This window comes from Mesorhizobium carmichaelinearum (genome assembly GCF_900199455.1).
GTDB lineage: Bacteria > Pseudomonadota > Alphaproteobacteria > Rhizobiales > Rhizobiaceae > Mesorhizobium > Mesorhizobium carmichaelinearum.
Genome location: NZ_FZQR01000004.1, coordinates 19180 through 37791, shown reverse-complemented (window position 1 = coordinate 37791; position 18612 = coordinate 19180). Strand labels below are relative to the sequence as shown.

At 62.8% G+C, this 18612-nt stretch carries 17 protein-coding genes and 1 riboswitch; of the genes, 1 reads left to right on the top strand and 16 read right to left on the bottom strand.

Annotated features, from left to right (window positions below; all coding sequences use genetic code 11):
- Positions 1-56: 56 nt before the first annotated feature.
- The 16 genes from CKW40_RS10000 to CKW40_RS09925 all read right to left on the bottom strand — a co-directional run bounded on the left by CKW40_RS10000 (position 57) and on the right by CKW40_RS09925 (position 17541).
- Complete coding sequence (locus CKW40_RS10000; RefSeq protein ID WP_095199786.1) at positions 57-905, bottom strand: DUF1194 domain-containing protein; 849 nt, start codon at positions 903-905, stop codon at positions 57-59.
- Positions 906-999: 94 nt separating this feature from the next.
- Positions 1000-3561 (bottom strand): GcvT family protein, encoded by a 2562-nt coding sequence (locus CKW40_RS09995; RefSeq protein WP_095199785.1) that lies wholly within the window; start codon positions 3559-3561, stop codon positions 1000-1002.
- 143 nt (positions 3562-3704) lie between these two features.
- Complete coding sequence (locus CKW40_RS09990; RefSeq protein WP_095199784.1) at positions 3705-4484, bottom strand: hydroxymethylpyrimidine/phosphomethylpyrimidine kinase; 780 nt, start codon at positions 4482-4484, stop codon at positions 3705-3707.
- Positions 4475-5080, bottom strand: a complete 606-nt coding sequence (locus CKW40_RS09985; RefSeq protein WP_095199783.1) for a thiamine phosphate synthase — start codon at positions 5078-5080, stop codon at positions 4475-4477. Before CKW40_RS09985 ends, CKW40_RS09990 begins: the two co-directional genes overlap by 10 nt.
- Positions 5077-5850: a thiazole synthase gene (locus tag CKW40_RS09980; protein WP_095199782.1), complete on the bottom strand. Its 774-nt coding sequence runs from the start codon at positions 5848-5850 to the stop codon at positions 5077-5079. Before CKW40_RS09980 ends, CKW40_RS09985 begins: the two co-directional genes overlap by 4 nt.
- A 3-nt stretch (positions 5851-5853) precedes the next feature.
- Positions 5854-6051: a sulfur carrier protein ThiS gene (gene thiS / locus CKW40_RS09975; RefSeq protein ID WP_095199781.1), complete on the bottom strand. Its 198-nt coding sequence runs from the start codon at positions 6049-6051 to the stop codon at positions 5854-5856.
- A complete protein-coding gene (gene thiO, locus CKW40_RS09970; protein ID WP_095199780.1) occupies positions 6020-7021 on the bottom strand; it encodes a glycine oxidase ThiO in 1002 nt (333 codons plus the stop codon). Before thiO ends, thiS begins: the two co-directional genes overlap by 32 nt.
- Complete coding sequence (gene thiC, locus CKW40_RS09965; RefSeq protein WP_095199779.1) at positions 7018-8853, bottom strand: phosphomethylpyrimidine synthase ThiC; 1836 nt, start codon at positions 8851-8853, stop codon at positions 7018-7020. The genes thiO and thiC overlap by 4 nt, the downstream gene beginning before the upstream one ends.
- A gap of 104 nt (positions 8854-8957) precedes the next feature.
- A riboswitch (TPP riboswitch) is annotated at positions 8958-9073 on the bottom strand.
- A 96-nt stretch (positions 9074-9169) separates the two neighbouring features.
- Positions 9170-9928: an FkbM family methyltransferase gene (locus CKW40_RS09960; RefSeq protein ID WP_095199778.1), complete on the bottom strand. Its 759-nt coding sequence runs from the start codon at positions 9926-9928 to the stop codon at positions 9170-9172.
- The gene (locus tag CKW40_RS09955) at positions 9925-11157 is read right to left on the bottom strand and encodes a glycosyltransferase 87 family protein (RefSeq protein WP_095199777.1); all 1233 of its coding nucleotides are present in this window, start codon (positions 11155-11157) and stop codon (positions 9925-9927) included. The genes CKW40_RS09960 and CKW40_RS09955 overlap by 4 nt, the downstream gene beginning before the upstream one ends.
- A gap of 10 nt (positions 11158-11167) precedes the next feature.
- Positions 11168-12640 (bottom strand): aspartate aminotransferase family protein, encoded by a 1473-nt coding sequence (locus tag CKW40_RS09950; RefSeq protein ID WP_095199776.1) that lies wholly within the window; start codon positions 12638-12640, stop codon positions 11168-11170.
- Between the two features lie 62 nt (positions 12641-12702).
- Positions 12703-13710, bottom strand: a complete 1008-nt coding sequence (locus tag CKW40_RS09945; RefSeq protein ID WP_095199775.1) for an NAD-dependent epimerase/dehydratase family protein — start codon at positions 13708-13710, stop codon at positions 12703-12705.
- Positions 13707-14141 carry an EamA family transporter gene (locus CKW40_RS09940; RefSeq protein ID WP_095199774.1) on the bottom strand — a complete coding sequence of 145 codons (435 nt, stop codon included), beginning with the start codon at positions 14139-14141 and terminating at the stop codon, positions 13707-13709. The genes CKW40_RS09945 and CKW40_RS09940 overlap by 4 nt, the downstream gene beginning before the upstream one ends.
- Positions 14142-14265: 124 nt before the next feature.
- The gene (locus tag CKW40_RS09935; protein WP_095199773.1) at positions 14266-15615 is read right to left on the bottom strand and encodes an FAD-binding oxidoreductase; all 1350 of its coding nucleotides are present in this window, start codon (positions 15613-15615) and stop codon (positions 14266-14268) included.
- 2 nt (positions 15616-15617) lie between these two features.
- On the bottom strand, positions 15618-17051 hold the full coding sequence (locus CKW40_RS09930; protein ID WP_095199772.1) for a UbiA family prenyltransferase: 1434 nt from the start codon (positions 17049-17051) through the stop codon (positions 15618-15620).
- A 226-nt stretch (positions 17052-17277) separates the two neighbouring features.
- Complete coding sequence (locus CKW40_RS09925; protein ID WP_032930670.1) at positions 17278-17541, bottom strand: hypothetical protein; 264 nt, start codon at positions 17539-17541, stop codon at positions 17278-17280.
- 214 nt (positions 17542-17755) lie between these two features.
- Between CKW40_RS09925 and CKW40_RS09920 the strand changes: the two genes are divergently transcribed.
- Positions 17756-18577, top strand: a complete 822-nt coding sequence (locus tag CKW40_RS09920; RefSeq protein WP_095200252.1) for an AraC family transcriptional regulator — start codon at positions 17756-17758, stop codon at positions 18575-18577.
- Positions 18578-18612: the final 35 nt, after the last annotated feature.

The following is an 18612-nucleotide window of genomic DNA, read 5'->3' as shown; positions in this document are numbered from 1 at the left end:
CACTGCTGGATAGCGCGGTCCGGACCGTTTGCCAATGCTCCAGCCCGCAGCCCAAGCTAGCGGCTGTCCAGCATCCAGCTGCGGTTGCGCCACATTTTCTCGCCGATCTGGCAGTCGGCTGGGGGTTTGTCCTGAGCCAGCACCACTGGCGGATGATCCGCCTCCTCCGCCGCCCATTGCGGTGACGCCGGACCGGCAAGTTCCAGCACCAGCTTGCGGCGTATGGCTTCGGGAAATTGCGTCCAGTCGTTGACCGGGATCATGAAGGCGCCGGGGCCGCCGATGACACAGTCGCTGTAATAGCGGTCGAGATCGTTGACGTCGTAGGCGCCGGAAAAGCCGCCCCGGGTCATCAGCGGCAGGCCGTTGATGATGATGCCTTGCCTGACCACGCCATCGCGGGTGAGATTGACCGGCGCGCCCTGATTGTTGGGTCCGTCGCCCGAAATGTCGATGACCCGCTTGGTCCCCTGGTAGCCGCTTTCGGCGAAAAGGTCGCTGCCGAACTCCAGCGCACCGGAGATCGAGGTGCGTCGTGCGCTGTTCGGCGGCTGGGCGGACAATTGTGCGACCACCCGCTCCGCATCGGCACGGTTGGCGATGACCGTCCATGGCACGATGACGCGTTGCCATGTGGTGCCGGCCCATTCGACATAGGTGACGGCGATCTTGCCATGGGCGCCATCGGCGATCGCCTGCAGCACATTGTCATGCGTCAGCGCCGCCGCGTAGCCATGACGCTGGATCTCGAGCTCGTCCGCCGACATCGACAGCGAAACATCGACGGCCAGCACCAGTTCGACATCGACCGGCTCGTCCGCGCGAGACGGAGGCGCCAGCCAGAGCATCAGCGCCAGCGCAGCGCACCCGGAAAGGAGATGTCTTGCACAAGGGAAAGCAGACATGCCGCAAGGGTAAGCGAAAATCGCACGCTTAAAAAGACAAAAGCCCGGCTCGAAGCCAGGCTTTTGCGATCAGTCCGTTGCTCCGGCCGAAACCTCAGCTGCGCGGCTTGAGGTTCTCCGGGTCGTAGAGCGGCTTGTAGCCGACGCCTGCGACTTCGACCGGATAGGTCTCACCGAAATACTCGACATTGAGCTTGCGGCCTTCCTGCGCATACGCCCGCGGCAGATAGGCAAGCGCGATGTTCTTGCCGATGGTCGGGCCATAGGCGACCGATGTGGTGAAGGAGCGGCGGCCGAGTTCGTCGACCAGCGTCTCACCGGTGGCGGGATCCAGCACCGGCATGGTGCCCACGGGATAACGCGCCACACCCTTGGAATCGGTGTTTTCGGTCATCACCAGCGTGCACAAGGTCGCAGGCTGATGCTCGCGGGCGCGGTATTCGACATGCTTGGCTTTGCCGCAGAAATCGTTCTCCTTGACCTTCGGACGGGCGAGATCGGCTTCCAGCAGATTGTACTCGGTCAAGAGGTCGGCGTTCTGCAGCCGCAGGCTCTTTTCCATGCGCCGCGTATTGGCATAGGTCTCGACACCGAACGGCATGACGCCGGTCGAGCGCAGCGCGTCCCAGACGGCCAGGCCGTCCTCGTAGCGCATATGCAGTTCCCAGCCCTGCTCGCCGACATAGGAGATGCGGAACGCGGTGACATCCTTGCCGCCGATCCTGACCGGCTTGATCGCCGCGAACGGGAAGTTTTCTATCGAAAGGCCCTCGGGATTCTCGACCACTTTCTGCAAGGTGGTGCGGGCATTCGGGCCCCAGATGCCGATGGTGACGTATTTCTCGGTCACATCGGTGATAGTGGCGTCAAAGCCTTTGTCCTGCGCGGTGCGCTGCATGTAGCGGAAGTCACGCGGGCCGGCGTCGGCGCCGTCGATCACCCGGCAGCGATCGGCCATGCGGATGACGGTGAAATCGGCGCGCACCATGCCTTCCTCGTCGAGGAAGTGGGTGTAGATGCCCTTGCCGATATTGTTGTCGCCGCCGATCTTGGCTGCGCACAGCCATTCCAGCAGCGCGACATGGTCTGGCCCTTCGACGTCATACATCGAGAAGTGCGAGAGGTTGACGATGCCGCAATCCTCGCTCATCGCCAGGTGCTCGGCATTGGAGACGCGCCAGAAATGGCGGTTGTCCCACTCGTTCTCACGTACGGGTACCCGGTTGCCATACTTCTCAAGCAGGTGCTCGTTGGCGGCGTAGCCATGGGCGCGCTCCCAGCCGCCCAGCTCCATGAAGTAGCCGCCGAGCTCCTTCTCGCGCTCCCAGAACGGCGAGCGCCTGATGTCGCGGCCCTTGGAGAAAGGCTCGCGCGGATGCACCGCCGGATTATAGACCTTCATCGCCGTCTCGGTGCAGCGATCCCAGATGAACTGCTCCTTGGTCTGGTGCGGATAGAAGCGCGCATAGTCGATGGCGTGGTGGTCGATCGCCGTGCGGCCGTCGGTCATCCAGTCGGCGATCAGCTTGCCCACGCCGGGGCCGTCCTTGACCCAGATGGCGACGGCGTACCAGAGCCCCCTCACCTTCTGGCTTTCGCCCATCGACGGGCCACCGTCGGCGGTCACCTGCAGCAGGCCGTTGAAGGAATGGCTTTCGTTATAGCCGAGTTCGCCCAGGATCGGCGTCAGCTCCATGGCGCGCTCGAGCGGCGCCAGGATCTGCTCCATGTCGAGGTCACGCTGCGACGGCGACAGCCGTGCCTCATGCTTTTCCAGCAGATCGCGCGGATGGCAAAGGCGCGGATTGTTTTCTTCGTAATAGCCCCACTCGATCTGGCCGCCCTCGGCAGTCTTGGGATCGCCGGTGTCGCGCATATAGGCCGAGTTGCCCTGATCGCGCAGCAACGGCCAGCCGATCTCCTTGCCGGTGCCGGCGAACTCGTTATAGGGCCCGAAGAAAGTCAGCGGATGGTCGATCGGCATGACCGGCAGGTCCTCGCCGACCATTTCGGCGATCAGCCGGCCCCAGATGCCGGCGCAGACGATGACATAATCGGCCTCGATCGTGCCGCGATCGGTCACCACGGCGCTGATGCGGCCGTCCTTGACCACGAGCGACTTGGCCGGCGTGTTGGCGAAGGATTTCAGCTTACCCGACGCTTCCGCCTGGTCGACCAGCTTGCCGGCGACAGTCTGCGAGCGCGGGATGACAAGGCCGGCATCCGGATCCCACAGGCCGCCCTGAACCATGTCTTGTTCGATCAGTGGGAATTTCTCCTTGATCTCGGCCGGTTCGATCAGGCGCGCGCGTGTGCCAAAAGCTTTCGCCGAGGCGATCTTGCGCTTGATCTCGTCCATGCGACTGTCGTCGCCGACGCGCGCGACCTCGAGACCGCCGATGCGCGCGTAATGGCCCATCTTCTCGTAGAAATCGATGGAATAGAGCGTCGTCCAGCAGGACAGGAAATCATGGCTGGTCGTGTAGCAGAAGTCGGAAGCATGCGCGGTCGAGCCGATATCGGTCGGAATGCCCGACTTGTCGATGCCGACAATGTCGGTCCAACCACGTTCGATCAGGTGATGGGCGATCGATGCGCCGACAATACCGCCGAGGCCAATGATGACGACCTTCGCCTTTTTCGGAAACTCTGCCATTGCCCGCGACTCCAAAGTGATAAAGCGGGCGGACTATAGGGCGGAGCGGTAGGCCTGATGAAGCCTGTTTGCGACATTGGCAAAAAGCCGAGCGACCCTGAGGGCCGAACACGCTTCCCCTGGCAGCACTGGTGGGGATTCCTTTACGCGACAGAGTTGGATTCGCATTCGAAACTCCCCAGGAGCTTCTCGAAGACAAGCCGCTTGCCTTCGCGCACGCTGTCTTCAAGCGGGTTCGCCTTCGCCAGATGCGCCGCAATCGCGCTGGCCAGCATGCAGCCCGTCCCGCGCATCGATGCGGCAAGGCGCGGTGTGTCGAAGCGGATTGGCTCTTGATCGGAGCGCAACAGAATGTCAGTTGATCGAGGCCCCGATGCGTGGCCGCCCTTGATCACCAGGGCCTGCGCTGCGGCGGCCATCAATTCCTGGCCTTGCAACACTGCGCCGTCCTCGTCCAACGCCAGTTCCGAGCCAACAAGGAGCGCCAGTTCGACGAGATTGGGTGTGACGAGACGGCAAAGCGGCATCAGATCACTTTTCATGGCGGCGATGGCACCTGCTTCCAGGAGCGCCCGGCCTGACGTCGAGGCCAGCACGGGGTCGAGCACTGCCGGCACCTGCGGATTTTCGCGCAGCACGGCGGCAACGGCGGTGATGATATCGGCCGTTGCGAGCATGCCGATCTTGATGGCCGCCACATGGTTGGCCTGCAACGCCGCTCGCATCTGATCTGCGACCAGACTGGGTTGCACATGATGGATTGCCGTGACGGCTTCGTGCGTCTGCACCGTTAGTGCAGTGACAGCAAGGCAGGTGCGCACGCCAATGGAAGAGATCGTCTCGATATCGCGTGCAATTCCAGCCCCACCGCTGGAGTCCGATCCACCGACGACAAGCACATAAGGGTCTCGCTTCAGCGCCATCGGTCCGTCTTTTCGATCCATTCCCGCGTGCGCGCTTCGGGATCGGCATTCAATGTGATGTCGGTGACCACCGCCGCGCTGTCGCCGCCTGAGGCGAAGACACCGTCGAGCCGGTCAGGGTTGAGGCCGCCTATGGCGACCAGGGGTATCGGTGCGACCCGGCGCTTCCACTCGCGGATCCGTTCTATCCCTTGCGGCGCCCATTTCATCTTCTTCAGGATCGTGGGATAGACAGGCCCCAACGCGATATAGTCAGGCTCGGCGGCCATCGCCGTTTCCAGTTCGATATCATCATGTGTGCTCAGTCCGAGCCTCACGCCGGCTGCCCGTATCCGCGAGCGGTCGGCGGTCTGCAAATCCTCCTGGCCAAGATGCACGAAGTCGCAACCTTCCTCGATCGCCAGCCGCCAGTGGTCGTTGACAATGAGTTGGCATTGCTGCTCGGCGCACAAGGCCTTCGCCTTGCTGATTTCGGCGCGCAACCCGGCATCATCCATGGTCTTGATGCGAAGCTGCACCAGCTTGACGCCGAGCGGCACCAGCCGTTCGATCCAGGCGGCGCTGTCGACGATCAGGTAGAAGGGATCGAGCTTCATGAGAAAACCGGCCTGCCGATCGTCGGCGTCGATGGCACGGCGACGTCGCGCGGCTCGATCATGCCCGAGCAAAAGGCCTCACGGCCGGCATCGACCGCCTTGCCGAATGCGCGCGCCATGCCGACCGGATCGGCCGCCTTGGCGACCGCTGTGTTCAGGAGCACAGCGTCAAAGCCGAGTTCCATGACGTTCACCGCGTGCGACGGACGTCCGAGCCCTGCATCCACAATCAGCGGGACGCCAGGAAAATGTCCGCGCATCGAACGCAGCGCCATGATGTTGACAGGTCCGAGGGCGGAGCCGATCGGCGCGCACCATGGCATCAAGACCTTGCAGCCCGCCTCCAGCAGCCGCTCGGCGACGACAAGATCGTCGGTGGTATAGGGAAATACCGTAAAACCGTCCTCACACAGGATACGGGCAGCTTCGACCAGGCCGAACACGTCCGGCTGCAGCGTGTCGTGGTTGCCGATCACTTCGAGCTTGATCCAGCCAGTACCGAAGACTTCGCGCGCCATTTTCGCGGTCGTGACAGCTTCCTTGACGGAGTGGCAGCCGGCAGTGTTGGGCAGGATTTTTACACCCAGCGAGCGGATCAACGACCAGAATTGTTCGCCAGCCCTGCCGCCTGCCATTTCACGGCGCAACGAGACGGTCACCACCGACGTGCCCGACGCCTTGACGGCATCGGCAAGGATGGCCGGCGAAGGGTATTGAGCAGTGCCGAGAAGCAGGCGCGACGGAAGCGCGGTTCCATAAAGCTCGAACATGGTCTAGCCGCCCTGCATGGGCGAGAGGATTTCGATCCGGTCGCCATCGCTCAACCGGAACTCCGCCCGCTTGGCTTTGTGCACGAGATCGCTGTTGACGGCCGTTGCCAGCCAATCGCCCTCATAGTCGAGCGCGGCAAGCAGGTCGGCCAGTGTGGCGGCTGCAACCTCATGCGCTTCGCCGTTGACGGTCAGTTTCATGAGCAAGCTCCCTGGTTCTGTCTTGGCTGAAAACCAGGCCGGCAGCCTGGCGCGCCATGGCGGGGGCGAGAAGAAAGCCATGGCGGTAAAGCCCATTGATTGCAACGATGTCTCCGCTCGTTTCGACGCGCGGCAGATTATCGGGAAAGGCCGGACGAACGCCGACACCGGTTTCAACGACCTCGGCTTCGCCAAAGGCCTGGTGGAGGGCATAGGCAGCACCCAACAGCTCCATCATGGAACGCGCCGTGACCGGTCCGGCGGACTGGCTTTCAATCATCGTTGCGCCGATCATGAAACGCTGGTCAGTGCGCGGCACCGCATAAAGCGGAAGGCGCGGATGCAGCAGCCGGACCGGGCGCGACAGCGAGATGTCAGGGGTGCGCAGGATCAGCATTTCGCCGCGAACGCCGCGCAGCCGGTCATCGGCTGCTGCCATTCCCGTGCAGTCGATCTGCCATTCGAAACCGGAAACAGGCTGGGCGTCGGCCCCGAAGCGGAATTCGACGCCCATGGCCACGAGCTTGCCATGAAGTGCTGCCATCGCCTGGCGCGGGTCGAGATGAGCCTCATCGGGAAACAGCAATCCGCGCCGGAAGCGGCCGGCGAGGTCGGGCTCCAGGAGCGCAATTTCGTCTTCATCGACACGCCGATGCCCCGACGTGCGACTGGCGAACCGGTCGAGCTCGCCAGCATCACGCGGGGCGGCCACGACCAGCGTTCCGGCCCGTGTCACCTGACCCGGCAGCACCGCATCCCACCAGTCAGCGGTGTCGCGTCCGATATCCAGCACCGGCTGCTCGGCGCTTTCTCGCTCACACCATGGCGCCAGCATGCCGCCGGCAAACCACGATGCATTGCCACCGAGGCCATGCCGGGTCTCGACCACGGTCACCGCCGCGCCTCGGATCGCGAGTTCGAAGGCGGCGGTGAGGCCGGCGACGCCAGCCCCTTTGACCAGAACCCTCATGACGGCTCCGGCACCTCTGGCATGAGCGGTACGCCGGTCTTGTCAGCCGGCATGTAGAGATCGCCACCCTCGCGGTATTTCGCCGCCATCGCCGCCATGCCCTCTTTCTGTGCCTCGGCGCGGATGTCCTGGGAGATACGCATGGAGCAGAATTTTGGTCCGCACATCGAGCAGAAATGTGCCACCTTATGCGCCTCCTTGGGCAAGGTCTGGTCGTGGAAAGACCGCGCGGTTTCGGGATCGAGCGAGAGGTTGAACTGGTCCTCCCAGCGGAACTCGAAGCGCGCGCGGGAAAGGGCATCATCCCTGACTTTTGCTGCCGGATGGCCCTTCGCCAGATCGGCGGCATGGGCGGCGATCTTGTAGGTGATCACGCCGATCTTGACGTCGTTGCGATCGGGAAGGCCGAGATGCTCCTTCGGCGTGACGTAGCAGAGCATGGCGGTGCCGAACCAGCCGATCATGGCAGCACCGATGCCGGAGGTGATGTGGTCATAGCCCGGCGCGATGTCGGTCGTCAGCGGTCCAAGCGTATAGAAGGGCGCCTCGCCGCAGACAGCGAGCTGCTTGTCCATGTTCTCCTTGATCTTGTGCATCGGCACGTGGCCGGGGCCCTCGATCATCACCTGGCAGTCCTTTGCCCAGGCGATCTGCGTCAACTCGCCGAGCGTTTCCAGCTCGGCGAATTGCGCCGCGTCGTTGGCATCGGCGATCGAGCCGGGACGAAGGCCGTCGCCGAGCGAGAAGGACACGTCATAGGCGCGGCAGATGTCACAGATCTCCGCGAAATGCTCATAGAGAAAGCTTTCCCGGTGATGGTGCAGGCACCATTTGGCCATGATCGAGCCGCCGCGAGACACGATGCCTGTGACCCGGCCAACGGTCAGCGGGATGTAGTGCAGCCGCACGCCGGCGTGGATGGTGAAATAGTCGACGCCTTGTTCGGCCTGTTCGATCAGCGTGTCACGGTACACCTCCCAGGTCAGGTCCTCGGCAATGCCGCCGACCTTCTCGAGCGCCTGATAGAGTGGCACCGTGCCGATCGGCACCGGCGCATTGCGAACGATCCAGTCGCGGATGTTGTGGATGTTGCGGCCGGTCGACAGATCCATCACCGTGTCGGCGCCCCACCGGATCGCCCAGACCATCTTTTCGACCTCTTCGGCCATCGATGAGGTGACCGCCGAGTTACCGATATTGGCGTTGATCTTCACCAGAAAATTACGACCGATGATCATCGGCTCACTCTCTGGGTGGTTGATGTTGGCGGGAATGATTGCCCGTCCGCGCGCTACCTCCTCGCGAACGAATTCGGGTGTGACGAAATCGGGAATAGCCGCGCCGAAGCTTTCACCGTCGCGCGGCAGCTTGCCGCGCATGATCTCGCGTCCAAGGTTCTCGCGGATGGCGACGAACTCCATTTCGGGCGTGATGATGCCGGCGCGCGCGTAGGCAAGCTGGGTCACTGCCTTGCCAGCCTTGGCCCTGAGCGGCCGGTTGCGGACCGGAAATTCCGGCGTCAGGCGCTCGCCCACGGCGAATCCATTGTCTTCGGGCCGGACATGGCGGCCGTCATAGGCCTCGACATCGCCGCGTGCCGTAATCCATTCGTGGCGAAGCCGGGCGAGGCCATTTTCGATGCTGGTTTCGACAGTCGGGTCCGTATAGGGGCCGGACGGATCGTAGACGGTGACGGGCGGTTCGCCCGCCGTCGGATGGACGGAGATTTCGCGCATCGGCACCTTGATGTGCGGATGGAGGACGCCGGACTTGTGGATTTTCCGTGAGGCAGGCAGCGGTCCCGTCGAGACGGCTGGGGTGAGGGCATTCATCTTGAGGCTCCTTTGCTCATTGCATTGGAGACCCAGTTCTGTGCCGGAAGGATGAGACGCTTCGGTCGCCCTGCTTGAAAAACAGGACTTCGGGCGTGAACTCCCGCAAAGCGCTTGCACCGTCCCTACGCCAGTATGAACTGGATCAGGTTCAACGGGTCACTGCGCCGCGAAGCCAGCAGTATCTCAGCCCCTTGCCGGGACTCCCCTGGTGAATGCTCCAAGTTGAATGGGCCGGCGCTATTTTGTCAAGCGCATTTGGCCGGCGCGGCAACCGGCACTGATTGCTGTTGTGGACGAAGGTCGGCGGCGAAGCTCAGGCGAAGGCCCAGATATCCTCGGCCTGGAAGCCGACCTGGTAACCCGCCGTCTTCAGTTTGACCACGACCTGGCCGATCTCCGGGGCCGGCAACGCACCAACCTCGACCTTGATCATGCCCGGACGATAGCGTTTGAGGTCGAGTTGTTCGAAGACGATCCAGTCGGCGCCTTCGCAATCGACGAGGAAGGCATCGATGTGGCTGATGCCGTTGCGATCGAGCAAGGTCTGCAGCGTTTCCGAGGGCACCTCGATGTCTTTCAGGTGTGGCGCGAACTTGTTGAAGTTGGCATCGGCCTCGCCCCAGGCATTCTTGCCCGACATCAGATTGGTGTCAGTGACCGACGAGCAGCCAATGAACTCGATCGGCAGCGTGCCGGCCTCGAGCGCGGCGGCATCGAAAGTGTGGACGGTGATCGTACCCTTGGTCTTGGTGACGGCTACCGGCTCGATGATGAAGCGGTCCGTGTCGGGATAGTTGGCGCGCAGCCGCTTCTGATTGTACGGGATCGGCTCGACCAGCATGGCGCGGGCGCCGTATATCCTGTGCAGCCATGGCGTGACGTCGTCGAACAGCGCGCCGTCGCAAGCGCCGACATTGACCATCTGGAACGGCTGCCCTGCCCCACCGAAGCGTGCCTTCAGCGCCGCCCTGGCAAGGAATTTCGTACCGCGCAGCGACGGCCCGCGGTCGAGCAGGCCCGAGGGAAGACCGAGCGACAAGGCGATGCGCGCCAGGCTGGATAGCGAACTCATGGCTTGTCTCCAGGAATGACGTGCAAGGCGGCGCGATGCTGGCCGCGAGCCACGGCCGCCCACAGCGCCATGAACGGCGTTGCCAGCAGCAGGAAGGGCGGAATCAGATGCGGGAAATAGATACGCGTGTCATGGATCGGAAAGACCGTGAACTTCGCCAGCGCCCCCAGCACCAACGCCGCGAACAGGATGCCGGCGCGGCGGTCGAGGCGGAAGCCGGCACGGCCGGTAGCGAACCAGCCGGCCAGTGCCAGAACCGAAACGCCGACCCAGCTGTTCAAATTGACGGCGCGCAGCAGCGATGTGGCAAAAGCCTTGAGATAGGCGGTGACCGAGAAGGCCGGCGCGAACCCGTCCATATTGTAGTGCTGTTCGATGCTGGAGAACCACAGATGCGGCCACCAGCCGGGATGATGAGCCCAGTGCGAAATGGCGAAATAGGCAACGAAGGACGCGGCAAAGCCGGCCAGCGCACCCCATGCCTTCTGCCGGAAGGCGATCAGCAGCACCGCGAATATGGCAAGGAAAACAATATTGTCCGGCCGCACCATGAAGGCGAGAAAGAGGAGGATCGCCGTCGCCACCTCGCGGCCTCTGGTATAGGCAAAAAGCCCTCCGAGCAGCAGCGCCGACGTGAGCAGATCCGGCGTCGAAGCCCGCGCCGCGTCGCCAAAATCGGCCATGATCAGCACCGCACCAACCACCGGCGCCAGCGCCAAGGCCTTCTCCGAGCGTAGCCAGAGCAGCGCGATGGCGCCGAACAGCAGCACCGAAAACAGCTGCACCAGGCGCATCGCCTCGACCGGCGACATCACCGCGCTCAGCGTCGACAGGATCTCGGCGTAAAGGAACTTGATCCGGTACATGCCGAGCAGAGAATGGAAGTCGGCGGCATTCTCCGTCATGTGGCTGCGGAAGCCGCCGCCATCATCGGTCAGCGCCTTGTAGGCGCCGGCCGACACGCCCGCCTTGACCGTGCTGTAGGCATAATCATGCAGCGCCTGCGCATCGGGATAGGTGCCTTCCTCGGATATTGCGAGGTAGGGCAGCATGTCCCAATTGGCGTCCGGCATCACCCAAGCTGTGAACGCCGTCAGAAGGATGTAGAGCGCGAACGCCGCCGCGCCGATCGGTGCCGCCAGCCGCGCATAGCTCCCCTCGCCCCAAGCCAGACCGGCCTCGGCGAGCCGATCGAGCATGTTCTGCGGAGCGGGAGACTTGGTCAGCATCTTTTTGTGCTCAACGGACTTGGCTTTTGACGAAATCCTTCACGATCGACACGATGCCGCGTGACAGCAGGCTGTCGAAGGCATCGACGAAGCGGTCGACATGCTCGCGCTGGCAGATCAGCGGCGGCTCGAGGCGGATGACGTTACGGTTGTATTCGGTGAAAGCGACGAGCACGTCGTAATCGCGCAGCAACAGCGCGCCGACGAAGCCGGACAGCGAGCCCTTCAGCTTGTCGTCGAGCACACTGACGATCGGGCGCAGCACCATCGGCAAGGTCTGCGAGAAGTCGTGGAACTCGAGGCCGACCATGAAGCCTTTGCCGCGTACATCCTTGATGATCTTCGGGTATTTTTCCTTGAGCACCTGCAGCCGCTGCAGCAAATAGTCGCCAGTGAAGGCGGCGTTGTCGATCAGCCCCTCGTCATAGAGCACGTTGAGGCCCTCGATCGAGGTGACGCAGGCCTCGCCCATGCCGCCAAAGGTCGCCATGGCGTGGATCATCGCCGTCTTCGGCGTGCCATAGGCCTTCATGTAGACATCTCGCCTGGCGATCATCGCACCGACCGCCGCCTTGCCGGCGCCGAGCGATTTGGCCAGCGCCGTCACATCGGGCACGACGCCGTAATGCTCGAACGCATAGAAGCGGCCCGAGCGGCCGTAGCCGCACTGCACTTCGTCGGCCACCCACAGCACGCCATACTGGTCGCAGAGCGCGCGCAGCTTCTGCCAGTATTCGGCTGGTGCCTGGATAATGCCACCGCCGCCCTGGATGGTTTCCAGCACGATGACGCCGACCTCGGGATCGGAACGGAACAGGCGCTCGACCGCTTCGATGTCGGCGAAGGGAATGCGAACCGTATTGTCCGCCATCTTGAAGTCAGCGCGGTAGAGCTGGCCGTCGGTGATGCCGAGCACGCCCTTGGTCTTGCCGTGGAAGGAATTCTCGGCATAGACGATCTTCGGCCGCTTCGGGCCGGCGGCGCGCTCAGCGAGCTTCACCGCCGCTTCCATCGCTTCAGAGCCGGACGAGCCCAAAAACACCATGTCGAGATCGCCGGGCGAGCATTTGGCGATGTTGTGCGCGAGTGCTGCCGCATATTGCGACATGAAGGCGATGGCGATTTCCTGGCGCTTCTCTTCCTGGAACTTTTTACGCGCTTCGAGGATGCGCGGATGGTTATGGCCGAAGGCAAGCGAACCGAAGCCGCCGAAGAAGTCGAGGATCTTGCGGCCGTTCTGGTCGATGTAGAACATGCCTTCGGCACGCTCGATCTTGATCTTGTGGAAGCCGAGCAGCTTCATGAAATGCAGCTGGCCGGGATTGAGATGCGCCTTGAACAGGTCGGTCATGCGCGCGACATCCATCGCCTTGGCCTGTTCGACGCTGATCAGATCGGGCTTGGCGATGGTGGCGGGCGACAGCGCCGGCGCACTGACTAGGGTGCGCGCATTTGTCTGTTCGGGCTTGGCCATGACGGTCATTTCAATCTCCTGTCCGCGCTGACGACCCGCGTCGTGCGCCATAAAACTGTTTGGCGGGCCCGCTATTCGGCGGGCACATGCTTGGTGGCCACAGCAGGACCGGCCTTCTTGGCGCGGTATTCGCTGTAGGCGGCGATCAGCATGTCCTCGTCGCGATATTGCGGCACCCAGCCGAGCTGGCGTTCGGCCTTGGACACGTCGAGCACGCATTCCTCGTCGGCGATCAGATACTGTTCCGGGTCCATGATCGGCATGTTCATGAGATCGAGCAGGTCGAGCGTGCGCTTGACCGCCCAGCCCGGCGTCGGCAGCAGGATCGATTTCGAGCCGGCATGCCGGATCAGGTCGCCGAGCAATTTCTTCACCGGCGGCGGATTGAGGGAACCCAAATTATAGGCCTCATTGGGCACGCCGGCCTTCCAGGCCGCGCGGGCAGCTTCCGCGCAATCGAAAACAGAGATGAACTGGTAGGGGTTTTTGCCCGTGCCGATCATCGGCACCGGAAGGTTCCAGTCGATCAGCTTGAACAGTTTTTCGAGGATGCCGAGCCGGCCTGGGCCGATGATCAGGCGCGGGCGAAACAGCGAAATCGACATGCCGCGCTTGCGCCATTCGGCCGCCAGTTCCTCAGTCTTCTGCTTCGACCAGCCATATTCGCCAAGCGGCGCGACCGGATGCTCCTCGGTCATCGGCTGGGTGACCGTGTGGCCGTAGATCATGTCCGTCGTGTAGTGGGCGAGTTTTGCCGCACCGGCTTTGTCCATGGCCTGCATGATGTGCTCGGTGCCATGGAAATTGACCGGGAAGAAGAAGTCGTGTCGCTTGGCCCGCACCTGGATCGGCGACAGCATCTTGGCCGACAGATTGTAGACCATGTCGTCGGCCTTCAGCCCGACGGCGGCGACCGAAGCTGGATCGGTGACGTCACACTTGATGAAGCGGACGTTGCGGTAATGCGCAAGGTCGCTCTTGACGATATCGGCGACGAGAACCTCTTCGCCATCGGCCACAAGCTTCGGGGCGAGGTGACGGCCGACGAAGCCGTCACCGCCGAAAATCACATGTCTCATCGAACGATCTCGTTTGCTGGGATCTTGTCAGGCGTGATGGAAGCGGTCTGATCCTCATGCCCGCGACCACTTTGCGCGATCAGCACGGTGCCGACGCAGATGAAGGCGATGCCGGCGATGCGCCAGCCATTGAGGTCTTCGCGGAAAACGAAATAGGCGAAGATGGCGACAGCGACATAGGCAAGGCTGAGGAACGGATAGGCGAAGGAAAGCTCGACCTTCGACAGCACATAGAGATGCGAGGCCATCGAGATCACGAAGGTGCAAAGCCCGAGGAACACCCAGGGGCTGAAGACGATCTGCAGCAGCTTGACGAGCGGATTGACGCCCTCGAACGAGATCGGCCCAAGCGACATCATGCCTTGCTTCAGCATCAGCTGCGCAGCGGCATTAGTCATGACCGTAAAGAGAATGAAGACGATATATTTCATGCCTGCTCACCCACCCCGTGTCATCGAGTAATACAAAGCTGAAAAGATTTCGTGAACTCACAAGAATGTTTTGAGTAAACCTTGCAATTAATCATTCGCTAACCACGATTCATTCCAATTTTATCTATTCCGCCGCCTCAGCGCCGCGTCGTCGCAGGTCGATGCCGCCGGCCGTGCGCGCCCAGAAATCGGACATGAAGGCAGGGTCGCGCAGTGCTTCCAGCCTCGGCCAGCCCGCGAAGGAGGCGGCGAAGGTCGCAGCACTCATGCGCGCATCCTTGTAAGGATTGACCGCCCCGCCGGCCCCGATCGTGATGCGGTCGAGCTCGCCAAGCAGGGCGTGCGTCGCCGCCCCCTTGTTGGGGAAATCCAGCGTCAGCGTGCAGCCCGGTCGCGGGAATGACAGCAGCGCCGGCGAGCGGATCGAACCGAAGCGTTTCAGCACGGTGAGGAAAGACCCCTGCCCGGCCCGCCGAGCCGCCGCGAGCAGCTCCGGCACCACGGTACGTGCAGCCTCTTCCGGCATCACGCTCTGGTGCTGGAACAGTCCCTTGGGGCCATAAAGCCGGTTCCAGTCGCGCATACCGTCGAGCGGGAAGAAAAAACTGCGGTAGCTGGTCTGGCGCGGCGCGGTCGCCCGGCCTTTCTTCCATCGGTAGGCGGCATTGAAGGCGGTCAGGAACGGCCGGTTGAGCACATTGAACGGCGGCTGGAACGGCACCGCCAGACTGCCGCCGGCGCGCGAGGCCGCGTGTGAGCCGTGCTCGGCGTGGTTGCCGGCGAACAGCAGCCCGCGACCGCTGTTGCGGCCGCCGGCGATTTGGTCGATCCAGGCGACGGCATACTCATTGGCTTGGTCCGCCGCCTCTGCCAGATCGAAGAATTCGCCGAGGTCGCGAAACGGCGTCGTCGTCTCGACGATGTCGAGCGAAGGCACCCGCATCAGCCGGATCGAGGCCGACAGGATCAGGCCGGTCAGGCCCATGCCGCCGATCGTCGCCGCAAACAGGCGCGGATTGTCCGTGGCCGAGCAGCGATAGGTCTTCCCATCGGAGCGCAGCAGCGTGAAGCTTTCGACATGGCAGCCGAACGTGCCGCGCCGGTGATGGTTCTTGCCATGCACGTCATTGGCGATGGCGCCGCCAAGCGTGACGAATTGCGTGCCCGGAACCACCGCCGGGAAGAAGCCGTAGGGTGCTGCATGGGCGATGATGTCGGACAACAGCACGCCGGCATCCGCTTCGAGAACACCGGTCTCGGCGTTGAAGACGCGGATGCGGTTCAGCGTCCGCATGTCGACGACCGCGCCGGCCTGGTTCTGGCAGGAATCGCCATAGGAACGCCCATTGCCATAGGCCAGCAGCGACCCTTCCTTCGCCTGGCCGCCCTTCAGCAGCGCAATGGCGTCGTCGGCGTGGATCGCCCTTGCCGCAGGCGGCGTGGCAAGGCCAAAGCTGCGAAAACGGTCGGCCATGCCTACCAGCCCCCGATGACCAGCAGCACGGCGCCGATCGCCACCACGATCTGGCTGCGCCAGTCGCGGATGATGAAGACGACCGGGTCGTCATGCATCTCGTCGCGGCGCGCCAGGATCCAGACGCGCATGGTGAGGTAAAGCACGATCGGCGGCAGCGGCCAGATCAGCCAGGGATGCGGATAGAGCTCGCGCACCGCGACGCTGTCCATGTAGAGCGCCAGCACCAGTGCCGAGGAGAAGGCGGAGGCCATGCCGGCCTGGGCGACGATCTCCTGGTCCTCGGTACGATAGCCACGGCCGGCAATGCGTTCGCCGGGCGGAATGGCAGTGGTGCGCAGTTCGACGAAGCGCTTCACCAGCGCCAGCGACAGGAAGAAGAAGATCGAGAAGGCGAGCAGCCAGAACGAGACGTCGACGCCGGTTGCGGCAGCACCCGCGATCACGCGGATCGAATAGAGGCCGGCAAGCGTCAGCACATCGACCAGCAGCATGCGCTTGAACGACAGCGAATAGGCCGTGGTGACGACCATGTAGCCGCCGAGCACACCGAGGAATTCGATTGGCAAAAACAGGCCGGCGCCGATGCCGATCGCCAACAGCACGACCATCGCACCGAGGCCGAAGGGGATCGACAGCGCGCCGCTGGCGAACGGCCTGTTGCGCTTGGTGATGTGCTTGCGATCGAGCGCGAGATCGAAGAAATCGTTGAGGATATAGATCGCCGACGCCACCGCGCTGAACGAGATGAACGCCAGCAGGCATTGCCAGATCATGTTGGTATTGAAGTACTCGTGCGACAGCACCATCGGCACGGCGATCAGCGAGTTCTTGAGCCACTGATGCACGCGCAGCATCTTGACGATGGTCCGCAAGGTCGGCTTCGGCGCCGGCATGGTTTCGGCGCCATGCGCCGCCTGCCAGCGCGCGGCATGGCGGTCGGGCGCAACGACGATCGCATTGCGCGCGGCGTCGAAGACCTGGAGATCGTGGCGGCTGTTGCCGGCATAGTCGAAGCCGCCATCGCCATAGGCTGATATCAGCGAGGCGCGCTTCTTGCCGGAGGTGAGATTGTCCAAGCCATCGGTCGCCAGCACGCGGTCGAAAATGCCGAGATGGGCTGCTATGGCGTCGGCGAATTTGCGCGGCGTGCCGGTCGCCAGCACGATCTTGCGGCCTTCGCTGTGCTCAATACGCAGCCGATCGAGCAGCGGCGCGCGATAAGGCAGCGTCGCGGGATCGATGTCGATGCGCTGCGCGATCGCCAGCTTCACCCGCGCCGGCCCGCCGGCCGCCCAGAACGGCACCAGAAAGATATAGAGCGGGTTCTTCTTGAGGAGGAGGAACAAGCCTTCCCACAAAAGGTCGGTCGCGATCAGCGTGCCGTCGAGATCGACCGCAAGCGGTATTGCGTTCCTGTCCGACCGCGCGTCCATGTCTGTCCTGCCCTGCCAGCGTATGATCCGGGAAACCGGAATCTGGTTGCGCGCCGCTTGTCGGCGTCTTGACGCTGGTATAGCGGGGGATGGCGTAGCGAACGTTAAAACGCCTGGTTGCAGGCGGCTGCCGCACCGGTATTTCCGGCGTCATTGTTAAGTAACTGCTACCGGAAAGGATAAAAGGCCGAGCAAATGCCCGGCCTTTCCAATCATGCCGCCACGATTACTTGATGCGGGCGACACCACCCGAGATTTCGACGGTTTCCGAACCGGTCAGGGCCTCGAGGTCGCCATTCGGCAAGGTCACGAAGCAGCCGTTCTGGCAGAACTCGACGGTTTCACCGCCGGCCAGCGCAAGGTCGGTCTTGCTGCCGCCCTCCGTCACGACCAGCGTGCGGGTCTCGGCGTCCTTGTTGACCGCGCTGGCAGCATGGGCCGAACCGCTCACGGCGAGCAAGGCCACGGCAGCGACGAGAGACTTCCACATTTTGCAATATCGGTGTTCCCACCGCCTCTGTTGCATTTCGCAAGGCATTTTCGCCCTTTGCATGGGAGCTTATATGAGATGGAAGCTGAACCGCAACTGAATGCCGCATTCATGCCGCAATCGGCTTTGGCTGCCCGAAGGCATACGTCCGACCTGTTAATTTCGCGAACCGGCACGATATGATGTCGAAGGCGGCGAACGCGAAGAAATGACCATGCACGACAATTGGCTGGAAACGATCGGCGTTGGGGTTGAGTCGCGAAGGATTACCGCGGGGCTGACCCACTATGTGCCCGCATCCGTCAACCATCGGCTTGGAATCCACGTCGGAGCGCCGGTCAACGCGTCGTGCCATTGCGATGGAAAACATCACCGCCGGGTCCAGTCGGACGGCGACATCGATATCGTGCCCGCCGGCCTCGATGGCGACTGGGAGGATGACGCGGACTGCACCATCCTGAGGCTGTGGGTCAGTCCCGCACTGGTCCGACGTGCTGCCGAGGATCTCGAAATCGATCCGGACAGGTTCGTCGTCAATCCGCGGTTCCAGCACCGCGATCCCAGGATCGAACACATCGCCCATGCGCTGGCGACCGGTTTGAAACCGGATGTGCCATCGGATCGGCTGTATTTCGAAAGCCTGGCCAGGGCGCTGGCGGTGCAGATCATCCAGGGTGCTGGGTCAAAGCCGGAAGCCCCAGCCAAGCAAACGCTTTCTTTCGGTCAGAAGCGCAGGCTGGCCGATTTCATCGAAGCCAATCTCGACCAGGATCTTTCGCTGGATGAATTGGCCCAGGTGGCGGCCATCAGCGTCTCGCATCTGAAGGTGCTGTTTCGCCGCACGTTCGGCATGCCGCCCCACCAATACGTCATCCATCGCCGGGTCGAGCGGGCCAGGACCTTGCTGCATCAGGGGAAGATGCCGCTCAGCCAGATCGCGCTCGAGGCCGGTTTCGCGCATCAGAGTCACATGGCGCAAAGCATGAAGCGCATCCTCGGTGTCACACCGGCCGCGCTGATCCGCATGCAGCGATAGCCAGCGGTTCGGCATTTTCGCCGGCCTTTGGCTTT